Raw genomic sequence first — 18,340 nt, forward strand, 5'->3', positions numbered from 1 at the left:
ATCGGCAATGCAGTGAGGGCCGGGCACTTTGCCGGTAAAACGTTATTTTCAACTAATGCACCTGGAAGTTACCCGTCTGGTGCGCTGTTTAGTTGGATGGCACTATCGGCCCGGCTACTCACTGACGATAAGGAGTCTGTTATGAGAAAAGCACTGGCGGTTATTGTGCTCAGTGTCATGAGTACGACGGTGTTGGCCGACGAGTTGCCGTTAGGGCTCAGTACCAAGGTCGCGGGTTCGGTGACAGTCGGGGAAACCCTGCTGGTCGCCAGCGCCATTGTTGCCGGCGTGGCGGCTGCGTCCAACAGCGGCGGCAGTTCCAACGGCGGCACCACCACCGGGACCACCGGTACGACCGGAACCACCGGCACCGGCAACTGATCCACCACCTTCCGCTTTTCAGACTGCTTGGATTCCCCACCCGAGTAGTCTTTTTTTCTTGTCGTTTATCGCGAGTGTCCGAGCACTATGATGCGTATTTTTTCTGTGGCGGCCGTGGCCGCTGCATTGTTACAGGGCTGCATGTTCGCACCGGGCCAATACATGGACACGGCGGCGTTGACTGAAAGTGGCGGCGCGCAAAACAGCCGGGTGGATTTGATTCCGATCACACCAAAGTTACTTGCCATGGACGCGGCCAGCCAAGTGCCTTATTCCATTCCTGCGGAACTATTGAGTTATAAGCCGGGCCCGTATTTGATCGGCGCCAATGACGCGTTGTATATCACTGTATGGGATCACCCTGAACTCACGGCACCGTCCGGCCCGCAACAACAGATCGACGCCAACGGCCGCTTGGTCAGCCCCGAGGGCAACCTGTTCTACCCCTACGTGGGTGAGTTGGTTGCCAAGGGTCGATCCATTGAAGCGCTGCGCAGTGAGATCACCGACAAGCTGCGCCAATACATCGATAGCCCCCAGGTGGACGTCAGCGTACTGCGCTTCGCCAGCCAGCGCGTGGTGATCACCGGCGCGGTGGCCAAGGCCGGGCCGGTGCCGATCACCACCATCCCGTTGAACGTGATGGAAGCCATGGGCGCCGCCGGGATCGACCCGCTCAATGCCGATCTGTCCAACCTCACGCTCAGCCGCGGCGGCAAGCGCTACACCCTGGACCTCGACACGCTCAACCTGGCGCAGTCGCGCCTGAACGACATCTACCTCAAGGACGGCGACCAGTTGTACCTGGCCTACAATGACCGCAAGCGCATCTATGTGATGGGCGAAGTCATGCAGCCCCGTGCCCTGACCTTCAAGACCCGCAGCATGAACCTCTCCGACGTGCTCGGCTCGGTGGGTGGGGTCAATCAGAACACCTCCAACGCGGACGCGATCTATGTGATTCGCGGCGCGCAGAACATCGCCAACGAGCCGGCCAAGGTGTTCCAGCTGGAAGCTGCGTCCCCTTCGGCCATGGCCCTGGCCACGCGCTTTGATGTGCAGCCCCAGGATGTGGTGTTTGTCGGCCCGGCGAATATCACGCGCTGGAACCGCTTCATCAGCCAGTTGATCCCTTCGGCCACAATCGTCGGCATCGGCGCGTCCACCCAGAACAACCTGAGCGAAGCCAGCAGCCGATAGGGTGGAACCTGCGTGAACACTCATAAAATCGCTGCTTATATGGGGTTGGCGTGGCTGTTGGCTGGCTGCAATCCACTGATGACCGCCTCCCTCGATACCTTCAAGGCGGCCGTGGGCGGGCCGGCGCCACTGGCACTGACCCAGGCCCAGGTGGATGCGGTGCCGTTTGCCCAGATCAAGGTCACCACGGTGTCCAGCGAAGGGGTGATGGCGCTGATTCGCCAGCGTGGCGACCTGCAGTTCTGGGTGGCTTCCGGCAAGCAGGTGCTGTTGGTGCGTAATGGTCTGGTGGTGCGCACGGTCGGCCTGGGCGTGGACCTCAATGGCACGCACTGGCAGGGCCAGTCGCCTTTCCAGCAAGGCTTGCACCGTATGCCGGATGGCTACCGCAGCACGCGGCAGATCGATGGGGTGGACGGCTATCGCATGGGCATCCCGCTTACCAGCCGTATGACCCGCAAGGGCATCGAAACGGTCGAGATCCTCGGCAAGCCCTACGCCTTGTTGCGGGTGGACGAAGACGTCGAGGCCAGCGGCTTTCAGGCGCGCAACCGTTACTGGGTCGACCCCGTCGACGGCTTTATCGTGCAGAGCGAACAGCACCTCACGCCCGACCTGACCCTGACCATCACCCAGCTGCAACCCACTCGCAAGGACGCCCGATGATCGGTCGAATACTCACGGCGCTGCTGCTGTTCTGGAGTTGCGTCAGTACGAGCCAGGCCGCCGTGACCGTCAGCGGCCAGGTGCGCACCCCAGGTCCTATCGCGCTGCCACCCGATGCACGTTTGCTGGACGCGATCATTCCGTCGCAACCGGATGCCCAGGGTTATTGGCTGGGAGCAGCCTGGTTGCATCAACCCTTGCTGGAACGCCAGGCGCGGCTCAAGGCCGGCGTGCTGTTTGATTTGCAAACCCTGCACCAGGCCGCGTTGGCTGAAGGGCTTGAAGGCCGGGCTCATAGTGCCGAACGCTTGTATCGGCAGGTGCAGCCCTTACCTGTCACTGGCCGCCAGGTGGCGGTGCTGGACCCGGTGGCGGTGGAAGTCGGCTTTGCGCCGAACCTGCCGCTCAGCGATGGCGACCGCCTGGTATACCCGCCACGGCCCACGCAGGTGCGCGTGGTGGGGGCTGTCGCTGCGGCGTGCAGCCTGGCGTTCGAGCCGCTGCGGGCAGCCCGTGATTACCTCACCGCGTGCCCGCCACTGATGGAGGCGGATGCTGATTATTTGTGGGTGATCCAGCCTGACGGGAAGGTCTCGCGCCTGGGCATTGCGCCCTGGAACCGCGAAGAGGGCGCCCCCCCAGCGCCCGGCGCCACGCTGCTGGTGCCGATCCGCAGTGACGACCTGAGCGCGCCCACCCCTGACCTGAATCAGCAACTGGCCGAGTTTCTCGCCACCCAACCCCTGGCCGAGGTCACGCCTTGAAATTATGTATTGCGGCCGTGCTGCTGGTGCCTTGTGGCGTCGTGCATGGTGATCCCCGTTACACCCAAAGCGATTTCGGCGGCGTGGGGCTGCTGCAGACGCCTACCGCCCGCATGGCGCCCGCCGGCGAACTCAGCGTGAACGCCAACCGCACCGAGCCCTACAGCCGCTACAGTTTTTCTGCGCAACCACTGGACTGGCTGGAAGGCACGTTCCGCTACACCGCGATCACTAACCGGCCCTATGGCGCTGAGTCGTTCAGCGGCGGCCAGAGTTACAAGGACAAGGCCGTCGACGCCAAGGTGCGCTTGAACCAGGAAACCCACTGGTTGCCGGAAGTGGCGCTGGGGTTCATGGACCTGGGCGGCACCGGGCTGTTTTCCAGTGAATACCTGGTGGCCAACAAGCGGTATGGCGACGTGGATTTCAGCGCTGGTATCGCCTGGGGTTACCTGGGCAGCCGTGGTGACTTAGGCAACCCGCTAGGCGTGCTGGATGATCGATTCAACGAGCGTCCCACCGCTGAAGGATCCGGCAGTTTTTCCAACGGCTATTTCCGTGGCCGGCCCGCGCTGTTTGGCGGTATTGGCTACCAGACGCCCTGGGCGCCGTTGAGCCTCAAGCTTGAAGTGGAAGGCAACGACTACAAAAATGAACCACGCAGCAACAGCTTTCGCCAGGCTTCACCGGTCAACCTGGGCCTGGTCTACAAGCTCGCCGATGCGGTCGATGTGAGCGCTGCGTGGGAGCGGGGCAATACCGCGATGTTCGGCATTACGCTGCACACCAATTTTGTCAGCCGCAAGGCACCGGCCAAGACCTATGACCCACCGGCCCCCCCGTTGCCGGCGAAGCCACCAACCACACCGCCGGACCAGGTGGATTGGGCCGCCGTGTCCCTGCGCCTGCACGATAACGCCGGCTACAATGTGCAACGCATTACCCAGCGTGGTCCGGAGTTGCTGGTGTATGGCGAACAGCAGCGCTATTTCTACAGCGCCAAGGCGGTGGGGCGCGCCAGTCGTATTCTGGACAACAGCGTGAATGACCAGATCGACTGGTTCACCCTGGTCAGCGAACGCTATGCCATGCCGATCGAGGAAACCAGCGTGCCGCGCAAGACCTTTCGCGAGGTGGTCAACCAGCGCGAAGCCCTGCAGGACCTGCACCGCCAGGTCGAGGTCAATCGTGCCAGCGAGCGCACGCAGACCGTGCTCTACACCCAAACGCCGAAGCCCCTCAGCTATGGGCTGGGCCTGGGCTACAAGCAGAACGTCGGTGGGCCGGATGGTTTGCTCTACCAGGTTTCCGCCGACCTCGATGCCGAGTACCGCTTTACCCGCAACACCTGGTGGAGTGGTTTGCTCAGCGTCAACCTGCTGAACAACTACGATGGGTTCAACTACGACGCGCCCACGGGCTTGCCGCGGGTTCGCACCGACCTGCGCAAGTACATGACCAGCGCCGACGTGACCCTGACGACCTTCCAGCTCAACCATGCGCAGCGCCTGGACCAGGACCTGTACGGCATGGTCTACGGTGGTTTGCTGGAATCGATGTATGCCGGTGTGGGCAGTGAAGTGCTGTACAGGCCGATGGGCCAGGGCTGGGCGGTGGGTGCCGATGTGAACTATGTGCGTCAGCGCGGTTTCGAGCAGGATTTGAGCCTGCGTGACTATCGCACGGTGACCGGGCATATCATCGGGTATACCGACCTGCCATTCAACCTGCAGGGGGCCTTGAGTGTCGGTCGCTACCTGGCTCGGGACTGGGGTGCAACGCTGGATCTTTCGCGGGAGTTCAACAATGGCGTGCGGATTGGTGCGTGGATCACTCGCACCAACGTGTCCAAGCAAGAGTTTGGCGAAGGCGCCTTCGACAAGGGCCTCTACCTGTCCATTCCGTTTGATGAGTTGATGAGCCTGTCGACGATGCGCCGCGCCAACCTGGTGTGGGCACCGCTGACCCGCGATGGCGGCGCGCGCCTGAATCGCGCGTATTCGCTGCATTCGATGACGGATGGGCGCGACAGTGCATTGTTCTACAAGAATATCGACAAGATCACTGAGTAAGGCCTGTAGGAGCGAACTTGCTCCTACAGGTACAGGGGGTTAGTAGATGTCCTTGGACAGCAGCGTAAACGGTGTCTTCAGCAGGATCTTGATATCCAGCCACAACGACCAGGTGTTGATGTAGCGCAGGTCGATGTCGACGCGTTTTTGCATCTTCTCCAGTGTCTCGGTCTCACCCCGGCATCCATTGATCTGCGCCAGCCCGGTGATGCCGGGCTTGATGCGATGGCGCGCCATGTACGCGTGAATCTTGCCCGAGTAATAGTCGTTGTGTGCGATGGCGTGGGGGCGTGGACCGACCAGGGCCATATGCCCTTGCAACACGTTGAACAATTGCGGCAATTCATCGATAGAGGTGCGGCGGATAAACCGGCCGACCGGGGTGATGCGCGAATCGTTGCGGCTGGCCTGGCGTACCTCGTGGTCGTCATGCACGCGCATCGAGCGGAACTTCCACACCTTGATCACCTGGCCATTCCAGCCGTGGCGGTCCTGTTTGAAGATCACCGGGCCGGGGGAGGTGAGCTTGATCAGCAGGGCAAACGCCAGGAGCACCGGGCTCAGCACCAGGATGGCCAGTAGCGCGATGCTCTTGTCCAGCAACGCTTTGCTCAGGGCGGCTGTGGGGCGGCTGGTCAGCGGGCTTTCATTGAGGAAGATCGCTGGCAGCCCGTCCACTTCGGCGACGCAATGGTTGAGCAGCAGCATGTTGTTGAGGTCGGGCACCCAGATCACATCCACGCTGATCTCCAGCAGGTTGAGGTACAACGACTCGATGTGGGTGGCGTCCTGCAACGAGTGGGTGATGTACAGGCGGCGAATGCCATGCTGGCGGATCAGTTGCGGCAATTGCGGCAGCTCGCCAAGGATCTGCGCCTGTGCATCCGGCGCGGCCTCGGCATGGCTGCCGACGAGCCCCACCAACGGTGAGCGCTTTTGGCGAGACAGGGTGTTCGCCAGGTCGACGGCAAGTTTGCCGGTGCCCACTATCAGTGACTTATGCCGTTGGTGAAGTTGGCGATGGTAATACCGGGACAGGCTGTGCAGCGGGATATAACACAGGGCCAGCAGAGGGTAACTAACCGCCGCCCAGAGCAACAAGATATCCAATGGAAACAATGAGGTGGCATTGCAGGCGATACCCACCGCGAACACTATTAAAGCGGTGAGTAACCATCCCATGAACAGCCGTCCCAAGCCTACGCCATAGTCATCTTTCTTGCTGTAGACATCACACAGACTGTACGCCGGTAATGAAGCCAGTATGGTAAACGCCGCAAGCACACGGTAGTTGTACTCAAGTTGGCCGGTCCTGAACACGACCAACATAAATAACAGTGCAACGACCAAACCCGAGGCAAGCATCCACTGACCCCAGAACGTCAAACCCTTGGGGGTCAGGTTGCGATGCATTCTAGTGTTATTCAGCATAGTTCTGCTCCCGGTGGTGACCACGCAGGTGGTGGCAGGGTCTAATCACGCGGTGGAATACCCGCACTAAAAGATAGGCACGCGGACGCGCGTACCCACGGATAGTAATGAACGGCAGGAGGCATTGGCTGACGACTTATAACAGGGGCAGCGGCGTCTTAGTGTGAGGGTGTTATAAAAGGGCAGGTAAAAAAGTGTGTATTAATAGGCAGGGTGGGTATCAAAGTATCCGTTCTTTTTTTGTTTTAACGGCGTGACTGAGTGAGTTCCAAGGGCTTCTTGATTTTTTGCGTAAGACAATAGCCACGGTTTCTCACCGCACGAAACAAGCGTTCGCCATCGTTGACACGCTTGAACTTTTCTTGGAGCCGGCTCAGGCACATTTCCAACCCGCGATATAGATCAGGTTCGCGTCCGATATTACGGATCAGCTCCTCTTTGCTGACAACACGCTCTTCATGGTGCAGCATCTTTTTAATCAACGCCGATTCAATGGTTGTCAGCGAAATACGTAAGCCGCCTTTGACCAGGGTGCGGTCATGTTGTGTCAATAGCCAGAAATCCCGAGGATAAAGTTGAGTTCGCTCAGAGGTTATATCAGTAGGCTGAGTGGGGCTATTGGGCGTGCTGTCGTGACCCGCTGGCATGGGTAGTCTGGATTCTTGTCGCACGGCGTTAAAAGAGTGTGAGGGTAAGCCAAGTGTGTGGGTAATGACATAGGTTGTCAGGCGACGGTTGTCATCGGAGTTGCAGTGTTGAGGGTTGTTTGCACGGATTTTAGGGTCTGTTTCTATTGGCGCGAATGTATTCAAGTCGTAATGAAAAAATTCGGCATTGGGCGTAAAGTCTCGCAGTGCGATGGCCGCAAGTGTGGGGGTGAAGGCGTGTTTCTTGAGGGAACTCATAGTGTCCACCGTTAGTATGAAAGTGCGGTTTTTATAAGCAGTCGGCAGGGGAGTAGTAACCGCCCTGAAAGTATTCGAACGGCAGGTTTTTAGCCAGCATGGCGCTGTCGGCAAATTCCACGGTGTCGGCGATGAAGCACACCCGGGTTGCACTGATCAGCTCTAGCATGCGGTCGTACAGCCGATCGAACAGACCGGAACGCGTATTCAGGCTCAGCCGCAGGGCGGAGTCCGGAAAAGGCATTTTCACGTAGTCGTAAAGCTTGAGGTCGATCAGCAGGTCTGCTGGTTTTGTATCGAGTCTGTAATTGTTGTAGGCCAGGGTGACAGCGCACTGGTCTTTTAACTTATATAACTGACGCACCATCGCTCGGCGTTCGACAGGGCCGGGCAGGGCATCCAGAGGATTGGTAATACTGAGCGTAAAGGGCTGTCTGCGTTTTTCCAGTGACTGGGCGGTCTGAACAATGCTCTTGTGGAGATCTTCATTCATCAAGGCGGCTTGATCGATCCGCAGTAACTTGCGGCTGACAACGGAGTTGCAGGCTTTGTGTGGTGCGCTGATACGTTGCAGCGCCTTGTGGTAGGCGCTGTCGGGTACTTGGTGATCCTGCAGTGAGCCGACGCTGACTTCGCTGCCCCAAAGTGCATGGCTGCGATCAACGATGGCTTGCCTGGCAAGCCTGAAGTCCACAGCATCGGCAGGGGCTACCTTTTCGCTATTCACGATGGGGTCTTTCCTTGGCGGTTTGAAAATGGCTGGCACATATAACTCCCCGGCTGAGTTTGTACCCATAACCACGGATATTCTGAATAATGTTGTCACCGTAGTGCGCCTTGATTTTACTGCGCAGTCGGCTGATGGACTTTTCCAGGGCACGCGAGTCGTAGTACTTGGTATTAAGGCCCATGACTTCGGCAATTTCATTGTGACTGAGCAGTCGGCGCTGTATAAGCGCGTCTAGAACTTTCATTTCGACGAAGGATATTTCAAGTTTCTTGCCGTTACCATAAAGGCACATGCGATCCTGATCGAGCACCAGGCCACAACGATTCAGTCGTTCACCTTCACTGAGAAAAGCATCGAACAGGCTTAACTTTTTTTCAGGGGACGCCTCTGCCACTTTGATGCAGTAATCCGCGCCAGCCAGATAGTATTTGGTCTTGCTCAAACTGGAGGCGAATGTGACGACGACAAATATGGTGCAGTTGGGGTGGCTGTTTCGGGTTTTTCTTATTATGTCCAGGGTTTGATTGCTCGCCGCGGGGGTGTCGATTTCTATGATGATGGCGCGGTAGCTTGCGTGGCTTTCCTGGGTGTCAACGAATTGTTCGTAGTAACGTGTATCGACTTTCAAATCATCCGCTACAGTGCGAACTATAAGCTCTCGAAAATCCTCCGATTTAGATGGAGTCCGTGCAATAGCGAGGACGTTGGAAAAATGCATCACCTACTCCCTTTTCCGGCATGCAAGGCCGTCAGTTCAATCGCTGCTAGCGTTTAGATACTAATCGAATTGAATACGGTAAAACGTGACAAATTTTAACATTCGCCACTTTGTTTTTCAGAAAGGAATGGGGTAGTGCGCGGTTATTGCGAGGGGTTTTGCACGGGCGTACACATATGCTAGTGCAAACTCTTAATGTGCGATAAGTATTTTAGCCCAAACGGTTTTTTTGCTGAATCGGGGAAACCCTTGCATCGCTAAGGAGGGAAGGCAGAGGCGCGCGCCACGCGCCTGCATTCAAATCTACTGCTCCCCCCGCAATTGCACACTCATGTCATCGCAGTTTTTCGCCCAGTCGCTGAGCCATTGCGGCATCGGTGGCGAGGTCTCATCCAGGCCCAGTTCCTTCACAAAGTCGCCCGGCGGCAGGGTGCCCTTGGCCGACCGGAACAGCCCGCGCATCACCACCACGCCGACCACCCGGCCCTTACTGACAAAGCGGTGCTCCATGAGGCTCCACTTGTCGTCCCAGCCGAGCATGCGGGTGTGCACCTCGAACACTTCGAACAGTTTCAATTCACGACGGAACTTGCCCCAGGTATCGCCCACGATGGGCAGCGCCTTGTTGCGCAATGCCACGCGAAAGGCGCCGGTGCGCAGCACGAAATCCATCCGTGCAATGTCGGCCAGGGAAAAGTAGCGGCCGTTGGTGACGTGCCGGTTGATATCCAGGTCCAGCGGCCAGACGCGCATGCGCACTACCGTGGTTGCCAGGCCATGGGCAGGCTTGCGCCAGGGGCGCCGGGACAGCATTAAGAGCAAGCGAAACCAGAGATTCATAAAAGCGCCAGGCAGTTGATCAGTGGCTGCACTGTAAAGAGCTGGAATCAGCTAAGGTAGGTGCGCAAATGACTTATTACATGCGAAAAGCGCAAGCGAGTTCCTTTCATGCACATTACCTTGCTCCTGGCTGACCGTTGCTCCGCTGCCAGCGCCACCCTGGCGCTGGAGATGCTGAACGCGGCCAACCTGTTTGCCGACACGCCACCCTTCGACATCGTGGTCGCTTCCCTGGACGGCCAGCCGGTGGAGGCCTGGGGCGGCCAGCGTTTGCAGGTGGATCGCTCGGTGGCGCAGGTCGCCCAGACCGACCTGGTACTGATCCCAGGCTTTCTGTTCACCTTGAAAGAGGCCTTGCCGGCCTTTCCTGCCTACGCCCCCTGGTTGCGTGAACAGCATGCACACGGCGCAGTCCTGGCTTCGATGTGCACGGCGGCCTTTCTGTTGGCGGAGTCCGGTGTGCTGCAAGGCCTGCGCGCCACGACCCATTGGGCGTTTGCCGAGCTGTTTCGACGCCGCTATGCGGACGTGAGCCTGGATGATGGGCAGATTCTCTGCGAAGAAAACCGCGTGATCACCAGTGGCGGCGCGAGTGCGGCGATGGACTTGGTGTTGCACCTGATCCGCCGTTTTGGCGCGCCGGAACTGGCCCACACCTGCGGCAAATACCTGCTGATCGATACTGTGCGCAGCGAGCAGTCGGTGTACGCCATGTGGTCGCTGCCCAAAAACCATGGTGACGGCGAGATCCTGCGGGTGCAGCATTGGCTGGAGCAGCATTTTGCCGAGGCGCTGGTGATTGATGAGGTGGCCCGGCGTTTCGGTTTTGGCGTGCGCAACTTCAAGCGGCGCTTCAAGGAGGCCACCGATTACACGCCGATTGCCTACCTGCAAACCCTGCGCCTGGAACGGGCCAAGCACATGCTTGAGTCAACCCGCATGACCTTGGAAAGCATCACCTACGCGGTCGGCTACGAAGACAGTAATTCATTCCGCCGCCTGTTCCAGCAACGCGTGGGCCTGTTGCCGGCGGCGTATCGCAAGAAATTCCTCGCCCGTGCGGTTTGATTCAGCGGTGTAACACACGCTGGAAATCGTGCAGCAGGTGCATGTACGCATCGAAGCGCGGCAGCTGATCGGCAAGGCGGTGCTGTGGGTAGACCGCGAGCTGCATTAACCACAGGCGAAAAAAAACCGGCTGATCAGGCCGGTTTGGGGTTCCCGCAAGCAGCGCGGGGTTATGCGTTGTTGCCTTGCAGGCGATCAGCACCGCCTTCGGCCAGGCCACGTTCCTGCAGACGATCAGCACCGCCTTCGGCCAGGCCACGTTCCTGCAGACGATCAGCACCGCCTTCGGCCAGACCACGTTCTTGCAGACGATCAGCACCGCCTTCGGCCAGACCACGTTCCTGCAGACGATCAGCACCGCCTTCAGCCAGGCCACGTTCCTGCAGGCGATCAGCACCGCCTTCGGCCAGACCACGTTCCTGCAGGCGATCAGCGCCACCTTCGGCAACACGGCGTTCCAGCAGGCGGTCCGAACCATTTTCGGCAACGCGGTTACCTTGCAGGCGGTCCGAGCCACCCTCTGCGACGCGACTTTCGATCAGGCGATCCGAACCGCCTTCAGCGACGACAGGATGGGCAAAAGCATTTGCAGCGAGTACCGAGAAAGCAAGGCTAAGCAAGATTTGGCGTTTCATGAGAGTGTGCTCCGAGTGTTTTAGTTTGGGTTGTTGCTGGTATGGGTTTGATGTTACGCGTTGCATTTTTTAAGAGAACTTCATTGGGCTGATGGTGACTATCGACGCCAGCGATGGCTCGTTGTGGCGAGCCATCGCCGGGGCAGTCATGGCATCTGCGGCAGTTCCTGTGGGCGCAGGTCGAACACCAGCACCTCGGCATCGTCACCGTGGCCCAGGCGGATCTGTTGCTCATCCCGCACGCGGGCGCCGTCGCCTTCCTGCAAGCGTTGGCCGTTGATTTCAACGCTGCCCCGGGCCACATGGATGTACACATGGCGATCGGGCGGCAGGTCCAGGGTGGCGGCTTCGTCACCGTTGAACAGGCCGGCATACACCCGGGCGTCCTGGCGCACGCTGAGTGAGCCGTCGTGGCCATCCGGCGAGATGATCAACTGCAAGCGCCCACGTTTCTGCGCGTCAGTGAAGTGCTCTTGCTGATAGCGCGGCTCAGCGCCGGCCACGGCTGGCACGATCCAGATTTGCAGGAAATGCACGCCACGGGTCTGGCTGTGGTTGAACTCGCTGTGGGCCACGCCGCTGCCGGCGCTCATCAGTTGCACATCGCCAGGGCGGATCACTGAGCCAGTGCCCAGGGTGTCCTTGTGTTCCAAGGCGCCTTCGAGCACATAGGAGAAGATCTCCATGTCGCGGTGCGGGTGCTGGCCAAAGCCTTTGCCGGCCGCGACGCGGTCGTCATTGATCACCAGCAGGTCGGAAAACCCCTGTTCATTGGGGTTCCAGTAGTTGGCGAACGAGAAGGTGTGGAACGACTTCAACCAACCGTGATTGGCGGCGCCGCGTTCGGAAGCTTTGCGAAGGGTCAGCATGGTCTTGTCCTCAAGTGGGAGCGGGCTGCGAAATGCAGGGCTCCTGCGTTGAGAAGAAGGTTAATGGTTACTGGAAAATTCATTAAGAATATGAAATCTGAATAACTGTCCCCTTTAAGTTGACAGTCGCGGACGTGCCATAATGCCTGCCGCATTCCTTCTCGATGGACCTTCCCCGATATGAAAACCGTGGCCATGGCGCTGTTTCCGGACTTCCTCCTGCTCGACATGGCTGGGCCGCTCGAAGTGTTTTCGATTGCCAACCGCTACCTGCCGGCGGCGGAGCATTACCGGATCCTCACCCTCGGCACCGAGCCCGGCCCGCTGCGCGCTTCCAATGGCGTGGCGGTACAGGCCGACCTGTTGCTGGACCAGGCCCAGGACGCCTACGACCTGCTGCTGGTACCTGGTGGTCCCGGGGCCTATAACGAATGCCACCCCGCGTTGTTGCCCTGGCTCAAGGCGGCAGCCCCACGGGCGCGGCGCTTCGGTTCTATCTGCACCGGGGCGTTCGTGCTGGGGCATGCCGGCCTGCTGGACAATCACCGCGTGACCACCCACTGGCACTACACCGAGCGGTTGATCAAGGCGTTTCCCAAGGCCATTGTCGAGACCGACCGCATCTACCTGCAGGACGGGCGGTTGATCACCTCGGGTGGCGTCACGGCCGGTATCGACCTGGCGCTGTCGGTGGTGGCCCAGGACCACGGCAAGCAAGTCGCGGTGGACGTGGCCAAGGTGTTGCTGGTGGTGATGAAGCGTCAGGGCGGGCAGGCCCAGTTCAGCCCAATGACAGCGGCGGTTGCCCCCCAGGAAACGGCGATCACCCGTGTGCAGAACCATGTGCTCGAACATCTGTGCGAACCCTTCACCATCGAGTCCATGGCCGCGTTGGCCGGCATGAGCGCACGGCATTTTGCGCGGCTGTTCGCCAAAGAGGTGCAGATGACGCCCATGGCGTTCCTGCAAGGCGCGCGCATCGACCGCGCCCGGCAGTTGCTCGAAACCACCGACCTGCCGCTCAAGACCGTGGCGTTCCACGCAGGTTTTGGCAGCGTGCGGCATATGCGCTTTTTGTTCAGCGAGAAACTGGGCCTCAACCCGACTCAATACCGACAACAGTTCAGTTAACGACAGAATGTCCGTCTCGGGCACCCGAATGTCCGTGTCGCTCCCCGTGCCAGCATTGTCCTGTCATCCCCAGGTGGCAAGATAGCGTCAGGCCCATGGAAAAGGATGCGCAGACGCCCAAGGCCGGGCGTTTCAGCGCTTTTACACGCATGAATAACCCTCAGGCGATTGACGTTGATGGCACGCTGCGCTTCGGCGCTTATGTCTTTCACCGGCAACAACGGCTGGTCAGCAAGTCTGGCTGGCCGGTGCCTTTGGGTGGACGTGCGCTGGATATCCTCACGGTGCTGCTCGAAACGCCTGGGCAATTCATCAGTAAGGCGACCCTGATCGAGCGGGTCTGGCCGCACAGTGTGGTGGAAGAAAACAACCTGCGCGTGCACATCGCTGCGCTGCGCCGTGCCCTCGATGGGCAGCGCTATATCCTCAACGATCCCCAGCGTGGCTATTGTTTCGCGGCCAAGCTGCAGGGGGGGCTGCCCGCCACGCAGCCCCGGCACAACCTCAGCGCACGGCTCAGCGCGGTGATGGGCTGCGACGCGCTGCTGGGTGTGTTGGTGCGGCGTTTGTCCGGGCAACAGCTGATGACCCTCACTGGCTGCGCTGGCGTGGGCAAGAGCACCCTCGCCCTGGCGTTGGCCGAACGCGTGTTGCCGCGCTACCGGGATGGCGTGTGGTGGGTCGACCTGGCTACTGTCGAGGCGCCAGTGGCCATGCTGCGCCACCTGGCCACGGCCTTGCACCTGGAGCCCATCGCCAGTGCCACTGAGCTGGGCCGGCAATTGGCGTCCCGCCAGCTCCTGCTGGTACTGGATGGTGCCGACCTGCTGCTCGGCGCCTGCCGGCACCTGGTGGCCGTGCTGCGCGAAAAAGCGCCGCAGGTCAGCGTACTGGTCAGCAGCCGTGAAGCCCTGCAGGTCGCGGGTGAGTGGGTGCAACACGTACCCCGGCTGGCGGTGCCTGCGCCGTCGGCGCTGGGCAGCGTTGAGCAGGCGTTGGCGTATCCGGCGGTGCAGTTGTTTGTGGCGCGGGCAAGGGCGGGTCAGCAGGGGTTCGTGCTGCGGCCCCAGGACCTGGCGCCGCTGCGCGATATTTGCCGGCGCCTTGATGGCATTCCCTTGGCCCTTGAACTGGCGGCCGCCCAAGTCGATGCCCTTGGCGTGCGCGGCTTGCAACAGCAACTGAGCAAGGGCCTGCACGTGCTGACCCGCGGTCGGCGCACGGCGGTGGAACGCCATCGATCCCTGACGGCCGCCCTGGACTGGACCTACCAGCGCCTGAGCCTGCCGGAGCGTTGGCTGTTCCTGCAGTTGAGTTTATTCAAGATGGCCGTGACCTTGCCCACCTTGAGCGAGCTGGTCAGCGGGACTGAATTGGAACACGCCGACCTGGCCTATCTGCTCGGGCGCCTGGTGAATACCTCGCTGCTAAGCCTTGAGCCCGGACCGGGCCTTGCACGCTACCGCCTGCTCAACTGCGTGCGCTGCTATGCCCTGGCGCAGCTGCGTGACCCGGTGCAGGTGGCGCGCTTGCAGCAGGGCTATGGGCATTACCTGGTGCCGTTTTCAGGCCGGCCGTTTGTCCTGCAACTCGTCGAGCAGGCGGCGTACACGGACTAGGTCCTGGGTGGCAAAACCTTCGGTGTACCGCGCGTAAATCGAGCCCAGCAAGTCCCGCGCTGCCAGCAGGCGGCCTTGGGACTGCCATAAACCTGCCAATGACGTCGCACAGCGCAATTCCCAGGCCAGCGCGCCTTGCTGGTGCGCCAGGCCCAGGGCCTCCAGCAACAGCGCTTCGGCTGCGCGCTCATCGGTCAGGGTGTCGGCGCGTACCCGCAGGATTTCCGCGGTGCACCAGCCCGCGTCGCCCGCACGGGCCCGTTCGAAACCTGGCGCGTCCACCGCGTGGGAGCCCAGTGTGACCAGGATGTCTTCGATCAACCCCAGGCCTTGCAGGTCCTTGTGCCCAAGGATGCCCGCATAGTGGCCTGCCCAGGTCTGGAATAGCTGCACCGAATGCTTGTGGGCATGTTCCAACAGCAACGCCTGCAAGGTCTGGGCGCTGTCTTCGTCACCGTTGTAACGGGCGATGACCACGCCCGCCAGCGCGAGGGTGTAGCAGATGGAGGTGCCATGGTTGATCTGCTGCGCCAATTCCAGCGCCTGGCTGGCGGTGCGCCAGGCCTGCTCGGGAAAGCCTTGCAGCCACAGGATGCGCGCCAGCACCGTGAGCGAGGCGACGCTCTGGTCGTATTGCACACCGATGCCGTGGGCAAACCGGTTGAGGTGGCCGCTGTGCGCCATGCGTTGGATCACTTGCTCGGCATTGTGCCGGGCGAGTGCCTGGTTGCCGTTGTAATGCTGGGCCAGTACGCGCAGGCGCTGGGCACTGATGTCCAGTTGCGGGTCGGTGCGTGGGTCCAGGCGATCAAACTGCACGCTTTGCGCCAGCGCTTGGCGATACTGGCCAGCGCACAGGTTCACCGCCATATGCCCGGAGACCGCACGCAACTGCCCCGCGACGTCCTCGCGCGCCTCGGCCAAGCGCCGCGCACTGACGAACGCGGCGATGGTCTGCGGGGCACCGCCCATGGCGTGATAGGACAGGCTGCCCAGCGCCAATTGCAATTGCATCGTCAAGCGGGGGCAGGGCGAGATAGCCTGGTCCATCAACGCCAGCGCCTTGTCCACGTATAAACGGTGTTCCCTGAGCAACGACAACTCTTGCCACAGCGGCATTGCGCTGACCGTCAAGCGGACCGCCAGCAGGTGTTCGCCGCCTTGCGCGAGCCCCCAGTCGAGGGCCGAGCGGACATCTTCACGCAGCGGCGCGTAACGGTCGATCCAGGATTGGGTGGCGACCAACTCCCAATCGTCGCGCGCCTGTTCCATCAGCGCCAGGCAGCGCTCGGCGTGACGCTCGCGAGTGGCGTCCAGTTCGCGGGCGACGCTGAGCTTTTCCAGGGCGTAGGTGCGGGTGACGTCCAGCAGGCGGTAGACCATCTCGTCATCACCGGCTTCCACATTGAGCAACGACTTGGCGACCAATTGCGTGATCGAGCCCAGCACCTCGGTCGGCGCGACCTGTTCCCCGGCAATCACCGCCGCCGCGCTGGCCAGGCTGAAACCCCCGCGAAACACCGCCAGGCGGCGCAGGCAGATCTGCTCGCAGGCGGTGAGCAGCTCAAAGCTCCAGTCCAGCGTGGCCCGCAGGGTTTGATGGCGGGGCAGGGCACTGCGCCGGCCACGGGTCAGCAAGCGGAAGTTGTCTTCCATTTGCACCAGCAGCCCCGGCAGGCCGAAGCGCTCGATCTGCGCCGCCACCAACTCGATGGCCAGGGGAATGCCGTCCAGGCGCTGGCAGATATCGATCGCCAGCGGCAGTTCGGCGTCGCTCAGTTCAAAGCTGTCCTGGTGAGACATGGCCCGCTCGATCAGCAATTGCAGGGCAGGGTAGCCCAACGCCTGGGCGCGGTTGCCGCTGGCGGGCGGGCAGGCCAGCGGTTCCAGGCGCTGCACGTACTCACCTTCGGCACGTAATGCCTCGCGGCTGGTCGCCAGGATGTGCAGCCTCGGCGCGTGGCGCAGCAGGGTTTCGCTGATCAGGGCGATGTCGTCCAACAGGTGCTCGCAGTTGTCGATCACCAGCAGCACCTGGCGTTCCTGCAGGCTGCGGGCAAACGTGACCAGGGGCTCATGCTCGGTGTGGGTGAGGTCGAGCAGGGCGGCCAGATTGGGCAGGATCATCGACGGCGCGCTCAGCGGCGCCAGGTCCAGCAGGCGAATGCCGTCGCGGTAATGCCCGATCAGCAGTTCTGCCACCCGCAGCGCGACAGTGGTCTTGCCGATTCCGCCGGCGCCGGTGAGGGTGATAAAGCGCTGTTCGGGCAGTTGCTGCACCAGGCTGTCGATCAGGGCCTGGCGGCCGAGCATCCGGGTACGGCGCAGCGGCAGGTTGTGGCACGTGCCTTGGGGGGCGCCCTCGGTGGGTAGCGTCATCGGTTCGATGCTCAGTGGCGCAACAAAACTGTAGCCGCGCTGGGCGACAGTGACGATATAGCGCTGCCCGGCCTGGCCATCGCCCAGCGCCTTGCGCAACGCGGCCATATGCACCCGCAGGTTGCCGTCTTCCACCACGCTTTTGGGCCACACCCGGGCGATCAGTTCCTGTTTGCTCACCACATTGCCGGCCTGTTCGAGCAGGATCAGCAGGATATCCACGGCGCGCCGCCCCAGGCGCAACGGACGACCGGCCTCCAGCACCAGGCGTTGGCGCGGGTGGATGCGGTAGGGACCGAAATGCACGGCCTGGTCGTCGGGGTCACTCATGGGAGGCCATGCTCGGGAAAAGGGGAGCGGCCAGCATATTCCAGGTACGCACCGACCACTAGGCCGCGATCACTTGGGGCTTTTGGCGCGAGTGGTGATTTCGCCAGGTCATGGGGTTGACGCCTTCGCTGCGGGTGAACATATGGCAGAAGTGCGCCTGGTCGCAAAACCCGCATTCCAGGCTGATTTGCGTCAGGCTCAGGGTGGAACTGGCGATCAGTTCCTTGGCCCGCTGGATGCGCTGTTGGCGGATCCACTCCTGCGGCGACAGCCCGGTGGTGCACTTGAACGCACGGGAAAAATGGCTGCGCGACAACGCGCAGGCCTGGGCCAGGTCGGCAATCACCAGGCTTTCGCCCAGGTTGGCCAGGATCAGTTGCTTGGCGATACGCTCGCGCCGGGGGCATAGGCCACCGGTGGCGGACAAACGAGGGGCATATTGCTCAAGTCGGGCCATGACAAATATCCGCAGTCGATGGGAGCGTTCCCGGTGAATGGATGCAGTGTAGACGTGGCTAATCTTGTTGCCGGACCGTCCGGCTGACGAGTTAATCGTTGTTAATTTCGCCAGGTGCCGGCGTGGAAAAGACAGCACAGACGTG

Annotated in this window: 17 protein-coding genes; 8 read left to right on the forward strand and 9 right to left on the reverse strand. The window is 61.0% G+C overall.

What is annotated here, in order from left to right; translation table 11 throughout:
* Nucleotides 1-141 precede the first annotated feature (141 nt).
* The 5 genes from KUA23_RS11895 (at nt 142) to KUA23_RS11915 (ending at nt 5,083) form a co-directional block, all read left to right on the forward strand.
* On the forward strand, nt 142-381 hold the full coding sequence (locus KUA23_RS11895; protein WP_058425523.1) for a hypothetical protein: 240 nt from the start codon (nt 142-144) through the stop codon (nt 379-381).
* A gap of 87 nt (nt 382-468) precedes the next feature.
* The gene (locus KUA23_RS11900; protein ID WP_058425522.1) at nt 469-1,581 is read left to right on the forward strand and encodes a polysaccharide biosynthesis/export family protein; all 1,113 of its coding nucleotides are present in this window, start codon (nt 469-471) and stop codon (nt 1,579-1,581) included.
* 12 nt (nt 1,582-1,593) lie between these two features.
* A complete protein-coding gene (locus KUA23_RS11905; RefSeq protein ID WP_428847430.1) occupies nt 1,594-2,247 on the forward strand; it encodes a YjbF family lipoprotein in 654 nt (217 codons plus the stop codon).
* On the forward strand, nt 2,244-3,011 hold the full coding sequence (locus KUA23_RS11910; protein ID WP_214497583.1) for a capsule biosynthesis GfcC family protein: 768 nt from the start codon (nt 2,244-2,246) through the stop codon (nt 3,009-3,011). Before KUA23_RS11905 ends, KUA23_RS11910 begins: the two co-directional genes overlap by 4 nt.
* Nucleotides 3,008-5,083: a YjbH domain-containing protein gene (locus KUA23_RS11915; RefSeq protein WP_346356398.1), complete on the forward strand. Its 2,076-nt coding sequence runs from the start codon at nt 3,008-3,010 to the stop codon at nt 5,081-5,083. The genes KUA23_RS11910 and KUA23_RS11915 overlap by 4 nt, the downstream gene beginning before the upstream one ends.
* 39 nt (nt 5,084-5,122) lie before the next feature.
* On the opposite strand, the gene KUA23_RS11920 is transcribed toward KUA23_RS11915, so the two are convergent.
* From KUA23_RS11920 to KUA23_RS11940, 5 genes are all read right to left on the reverse strand, one after another.
* A complete protein-coding gene (locus KUA23_RS11920) occupies nt 5,123-6,514 on the reverse strand; it encodes an undecaprenyl-phosphate glucose phosphotransferase (protein ID WP_252994001.1) in 1,392 nt (463 codons plus the stop codon).
* Between the two features lie 245 nt (nt 6,515-6,759).
* Nucleotides 6,760-7,419, reverse strand: a complete 660-nt coding sequence (locus KUA23_RS11925) for a winged helix-turn-helix domain-containing protein (protein WP_252994002.1) — start codon at nt 7,417-7,419, stop codon at nt 6,760-6,762.
* A gap of 31 nt (nt 7,420-7,450) precedes the next feature.
* Complete coding sequence (locus tag KUA23_RS11930) at nt 7,451-8,146, reverse strand: YuxH family protein (RefSeq protein ID WP_214497586.1); 696 nt, start codon at nt 8,144-8,146, stop codon at nt 7,451-7,453.
* Entirely contained in the window at nt 8,139-8,867 is a 729-nt protein-coding gene (locus KUA23_RS11935) for a winged helix-turn-helix domain-containing protein (RefSeq protein ID WP_252994003.1), read from the reverse strand. Before KUA23_RS11935 ends, KUA23_RS11930 begins: the two co-directional genes overlap by 8 nt.
* Before the next feature lie 303 nt (nt 8,868-9,170).
* The gene (locus KUA23_RS11940) at nt 9,171-9,707 is read right to left on the reverse strand and encodes a thioesterase family protein (RefSeq protein WP_252994004.1); all 537 of its coding nucleotides are present in this window, start codon (nt 9,705-9,707) and stop codon (nt 9,171-9,173) included.
* A gap of 108 nt (nt 9,708-9,815) precedes the next feature.
* On the opposite strand from KUA23_RS11940, the gene KUA23_RS11945 reads away from it, so the two are divergent.
* Nucleotides 9,816-10,775 carry a GlxA family transcriptional regulator gene (locus KUA23_RS11945; RefSeq protein WP_078048005.1) on the forward strand — a complete coding sequence of 320 codons (960 nt, stop codon included), beginning with the start codon at nt 9,816-9,818 and terminating at the stop codon, nt 10,773-10,775.
* A 170-nt stretch (nt 10,776-10,945) separates the two neighbouring features.
* Here KUA23_RS11945 and KUA23_RS11950 read toward each other — a convergent pair whose 3' ends face one another.
* Entirely contained in the window at nt 10,946-11,410 is a 465-nt protein-coding gene (locus KUA23_RS11950) for a hypothetical protein (protein ID WP_082224460.1), read from the reverse strand.
* A gap of 146 nt (nt 11,411-11,556) precedes the next feature.
* A complete protein-coding gene (locus tag KUA23_RS11955; RefSeq protein ID WP_078048007.1) occupies nt 11,557-12,279 on the reverse strand; it encodes a pirin family protein in 723 nt (240 codons plus the stop codon).
* A 180-nt stretch (nt 12,280-12,459) separates the two neighbouring features.
* On the opposite strand from KUA23_RS11955, the gene KUA23_RS11960 reads away from it, so the two are divergent.
* Nucleotides 12,460-13,410 carry a GlxA family transcriptional regulator gene (locus KUA23_RS11960; protein ID WP_078048008.1) on the forward strand — a complete coding sequence of 317 codons (951 nt, stop codon included), beginning with the start codon at nt 12,460-12,462 and terminating at the stop codon, nt 13,408-13,410.
* 95 nt (nt 13,411-13,505) lie between these two features.
* The gene (locus tag KUA23_RS11965; RefSeq protein ID WP_346356399.1) at nt 13,506-15,029 is read left to right on the forward strand and encodes an ATP-binding protein; all 1,524 of its coding nucleotides are present in this window, start codon (nt 13,506-13,508) and stop codon (nt 15,027-15,029) included.
* On the opposite strand, the gene KUA23_RS11970 is transcribed toward KUA23_RS11965, so the two are convergent.
* The gene (locus tag KUA23_RS11970; RefSeq protein WP_252994005.1) at nt 14,976-17,738 is read right to left on the reverse strand and encodes an ATP-binding protein; all 2,763 of its coding nucleotides are present in this window, start codon (nt 17,736-17,738) and stop codon (nt 14,976-14,978) included. The two genes, KUA23_RS11965 and KUA23_RS11970, sit on opposite strands and share 54 nt — an antisense overlap.
* A gap of 58 nt (nt 17,739-17,796) precedes the next feature.
* Nucleotides 17,797-18,195: a helix-turn-helix domain-containing protein gene (locus KUA23_RS11975; RefSeq protein WP_099493801.1), complete on the reverse strand. Its 399-nt coding sequence runs from the start codon at nt 18,193-18,195 to the stop codon at nt 17,797-17,799.
* Nucleotides 18,196-18,340: the final 145 nt, after the last annotated feature.

It is taken from the genome of Pseudomonas pergaminensis, assembly GCF_024112395.2.
Lineage (GTDB): Bacteria > Pseudomonadota > Gammaproteobacteria > Pseudomonadales > Pseudomonadaceae > Aquipseudomonas > Aquipseudomonas pergaminensis.

Coding starts and splice junctions, on each gene's coding strand:
- KUA23_RS11895 (WP_058425523.1), top strand. CDS start 142: ATGAGAAAAGCACTGGCGGTTATTGTGCTCAGTGTCATGAGTACGACG.
- KUA23_RS11900 (WP_058425522.1), top strand. CDS start 469: ATGATGCGTATTTTTTCTGTGGCGGCCGTGGCCGCTGCATTGTTACAG.
- KUA23_RS11910 (WP_214497583.1), top strand. CDS start 2,244: ATGATCGGTCGAATACTCACGGCGCTGCTGCTGTTCTGGAGTTGCGTC.
- KUA23_RS11920 (WP_252994001.1), bottom strand. CDS start 6,514: ATGCTGAATAACACTAGAATGCATCGCAACCTGACCCCCAAGGGTTTG.
- KUA23_RS11925 (WP_252994002.1), bottom strand. CDS start 7,419: ATGAGTTCCCTCAAGAAACACGCCTTCACCCCCACACTTGCGGCCATC.
- KUA23_RS11935 (WP_252994003.1), bottom strand. CDS start 8,867: ATGCATTTTTCCAACGTCCTCGCTATTGCACGGACTCCATCTAAATCG.
- KUA23_RS11940 (WP_252994004.1), bottom strand. CDS start 9,707: ATGAATCTCTGGTTTCGCTTGCTCTTAATGCTGTCCCGGCGCCCCTGG.
- KUA23_RS11945 (WP_078048005.1), top strand. CDS start 9,816: ATGCACATTACCTTGCTCCTGGCTGACCGTTGCTCCGCTGCCAGCGCC.
- KUA23_RS11950 (WP_082224460.1), bottom strand. CDS start 11,410: ATGAAACGCCAAATCTTGCTTAGCCTTGCTTTCTCGGTACTCGCTGCA.
- KUA23_RS11955 (WP_078048007.1), bottom strand. CDS start 12,279: ATGCTGACCCTTCGCAAAGCTTCCGAACGCGGCGCCGCCAATCACGGT.
- KUA23_RS11960 (WP_078048008.1), top strand. CDS start 12,460: ATGAAAACCGTGGCCATGGCGCTGTTTCCGGACTTCCTCCTGCTCGAC.
- KUA23_RS11965 (WP_346356399.1), top strand. CDS start 13,506: ATGGAAAAGGATGCGCAGACGCCCAAGGCCGGGCGTTTCAGCGCTTTT.
- KUA23_RS11970 (WP_252994005.1), bottom strand. CDS start 17,738: ATGAGTGACCCCGACGACCAGGCCGTGCATTTCGGTCCCTACCGCATC.
- KUA23_RS11975 (WP_099493801.1), bottom strand. CDS start 18,195: ATGGCCCGACTTGAGCAATATGCCCCTCGTTTGTCCGCCACCGGTGGC.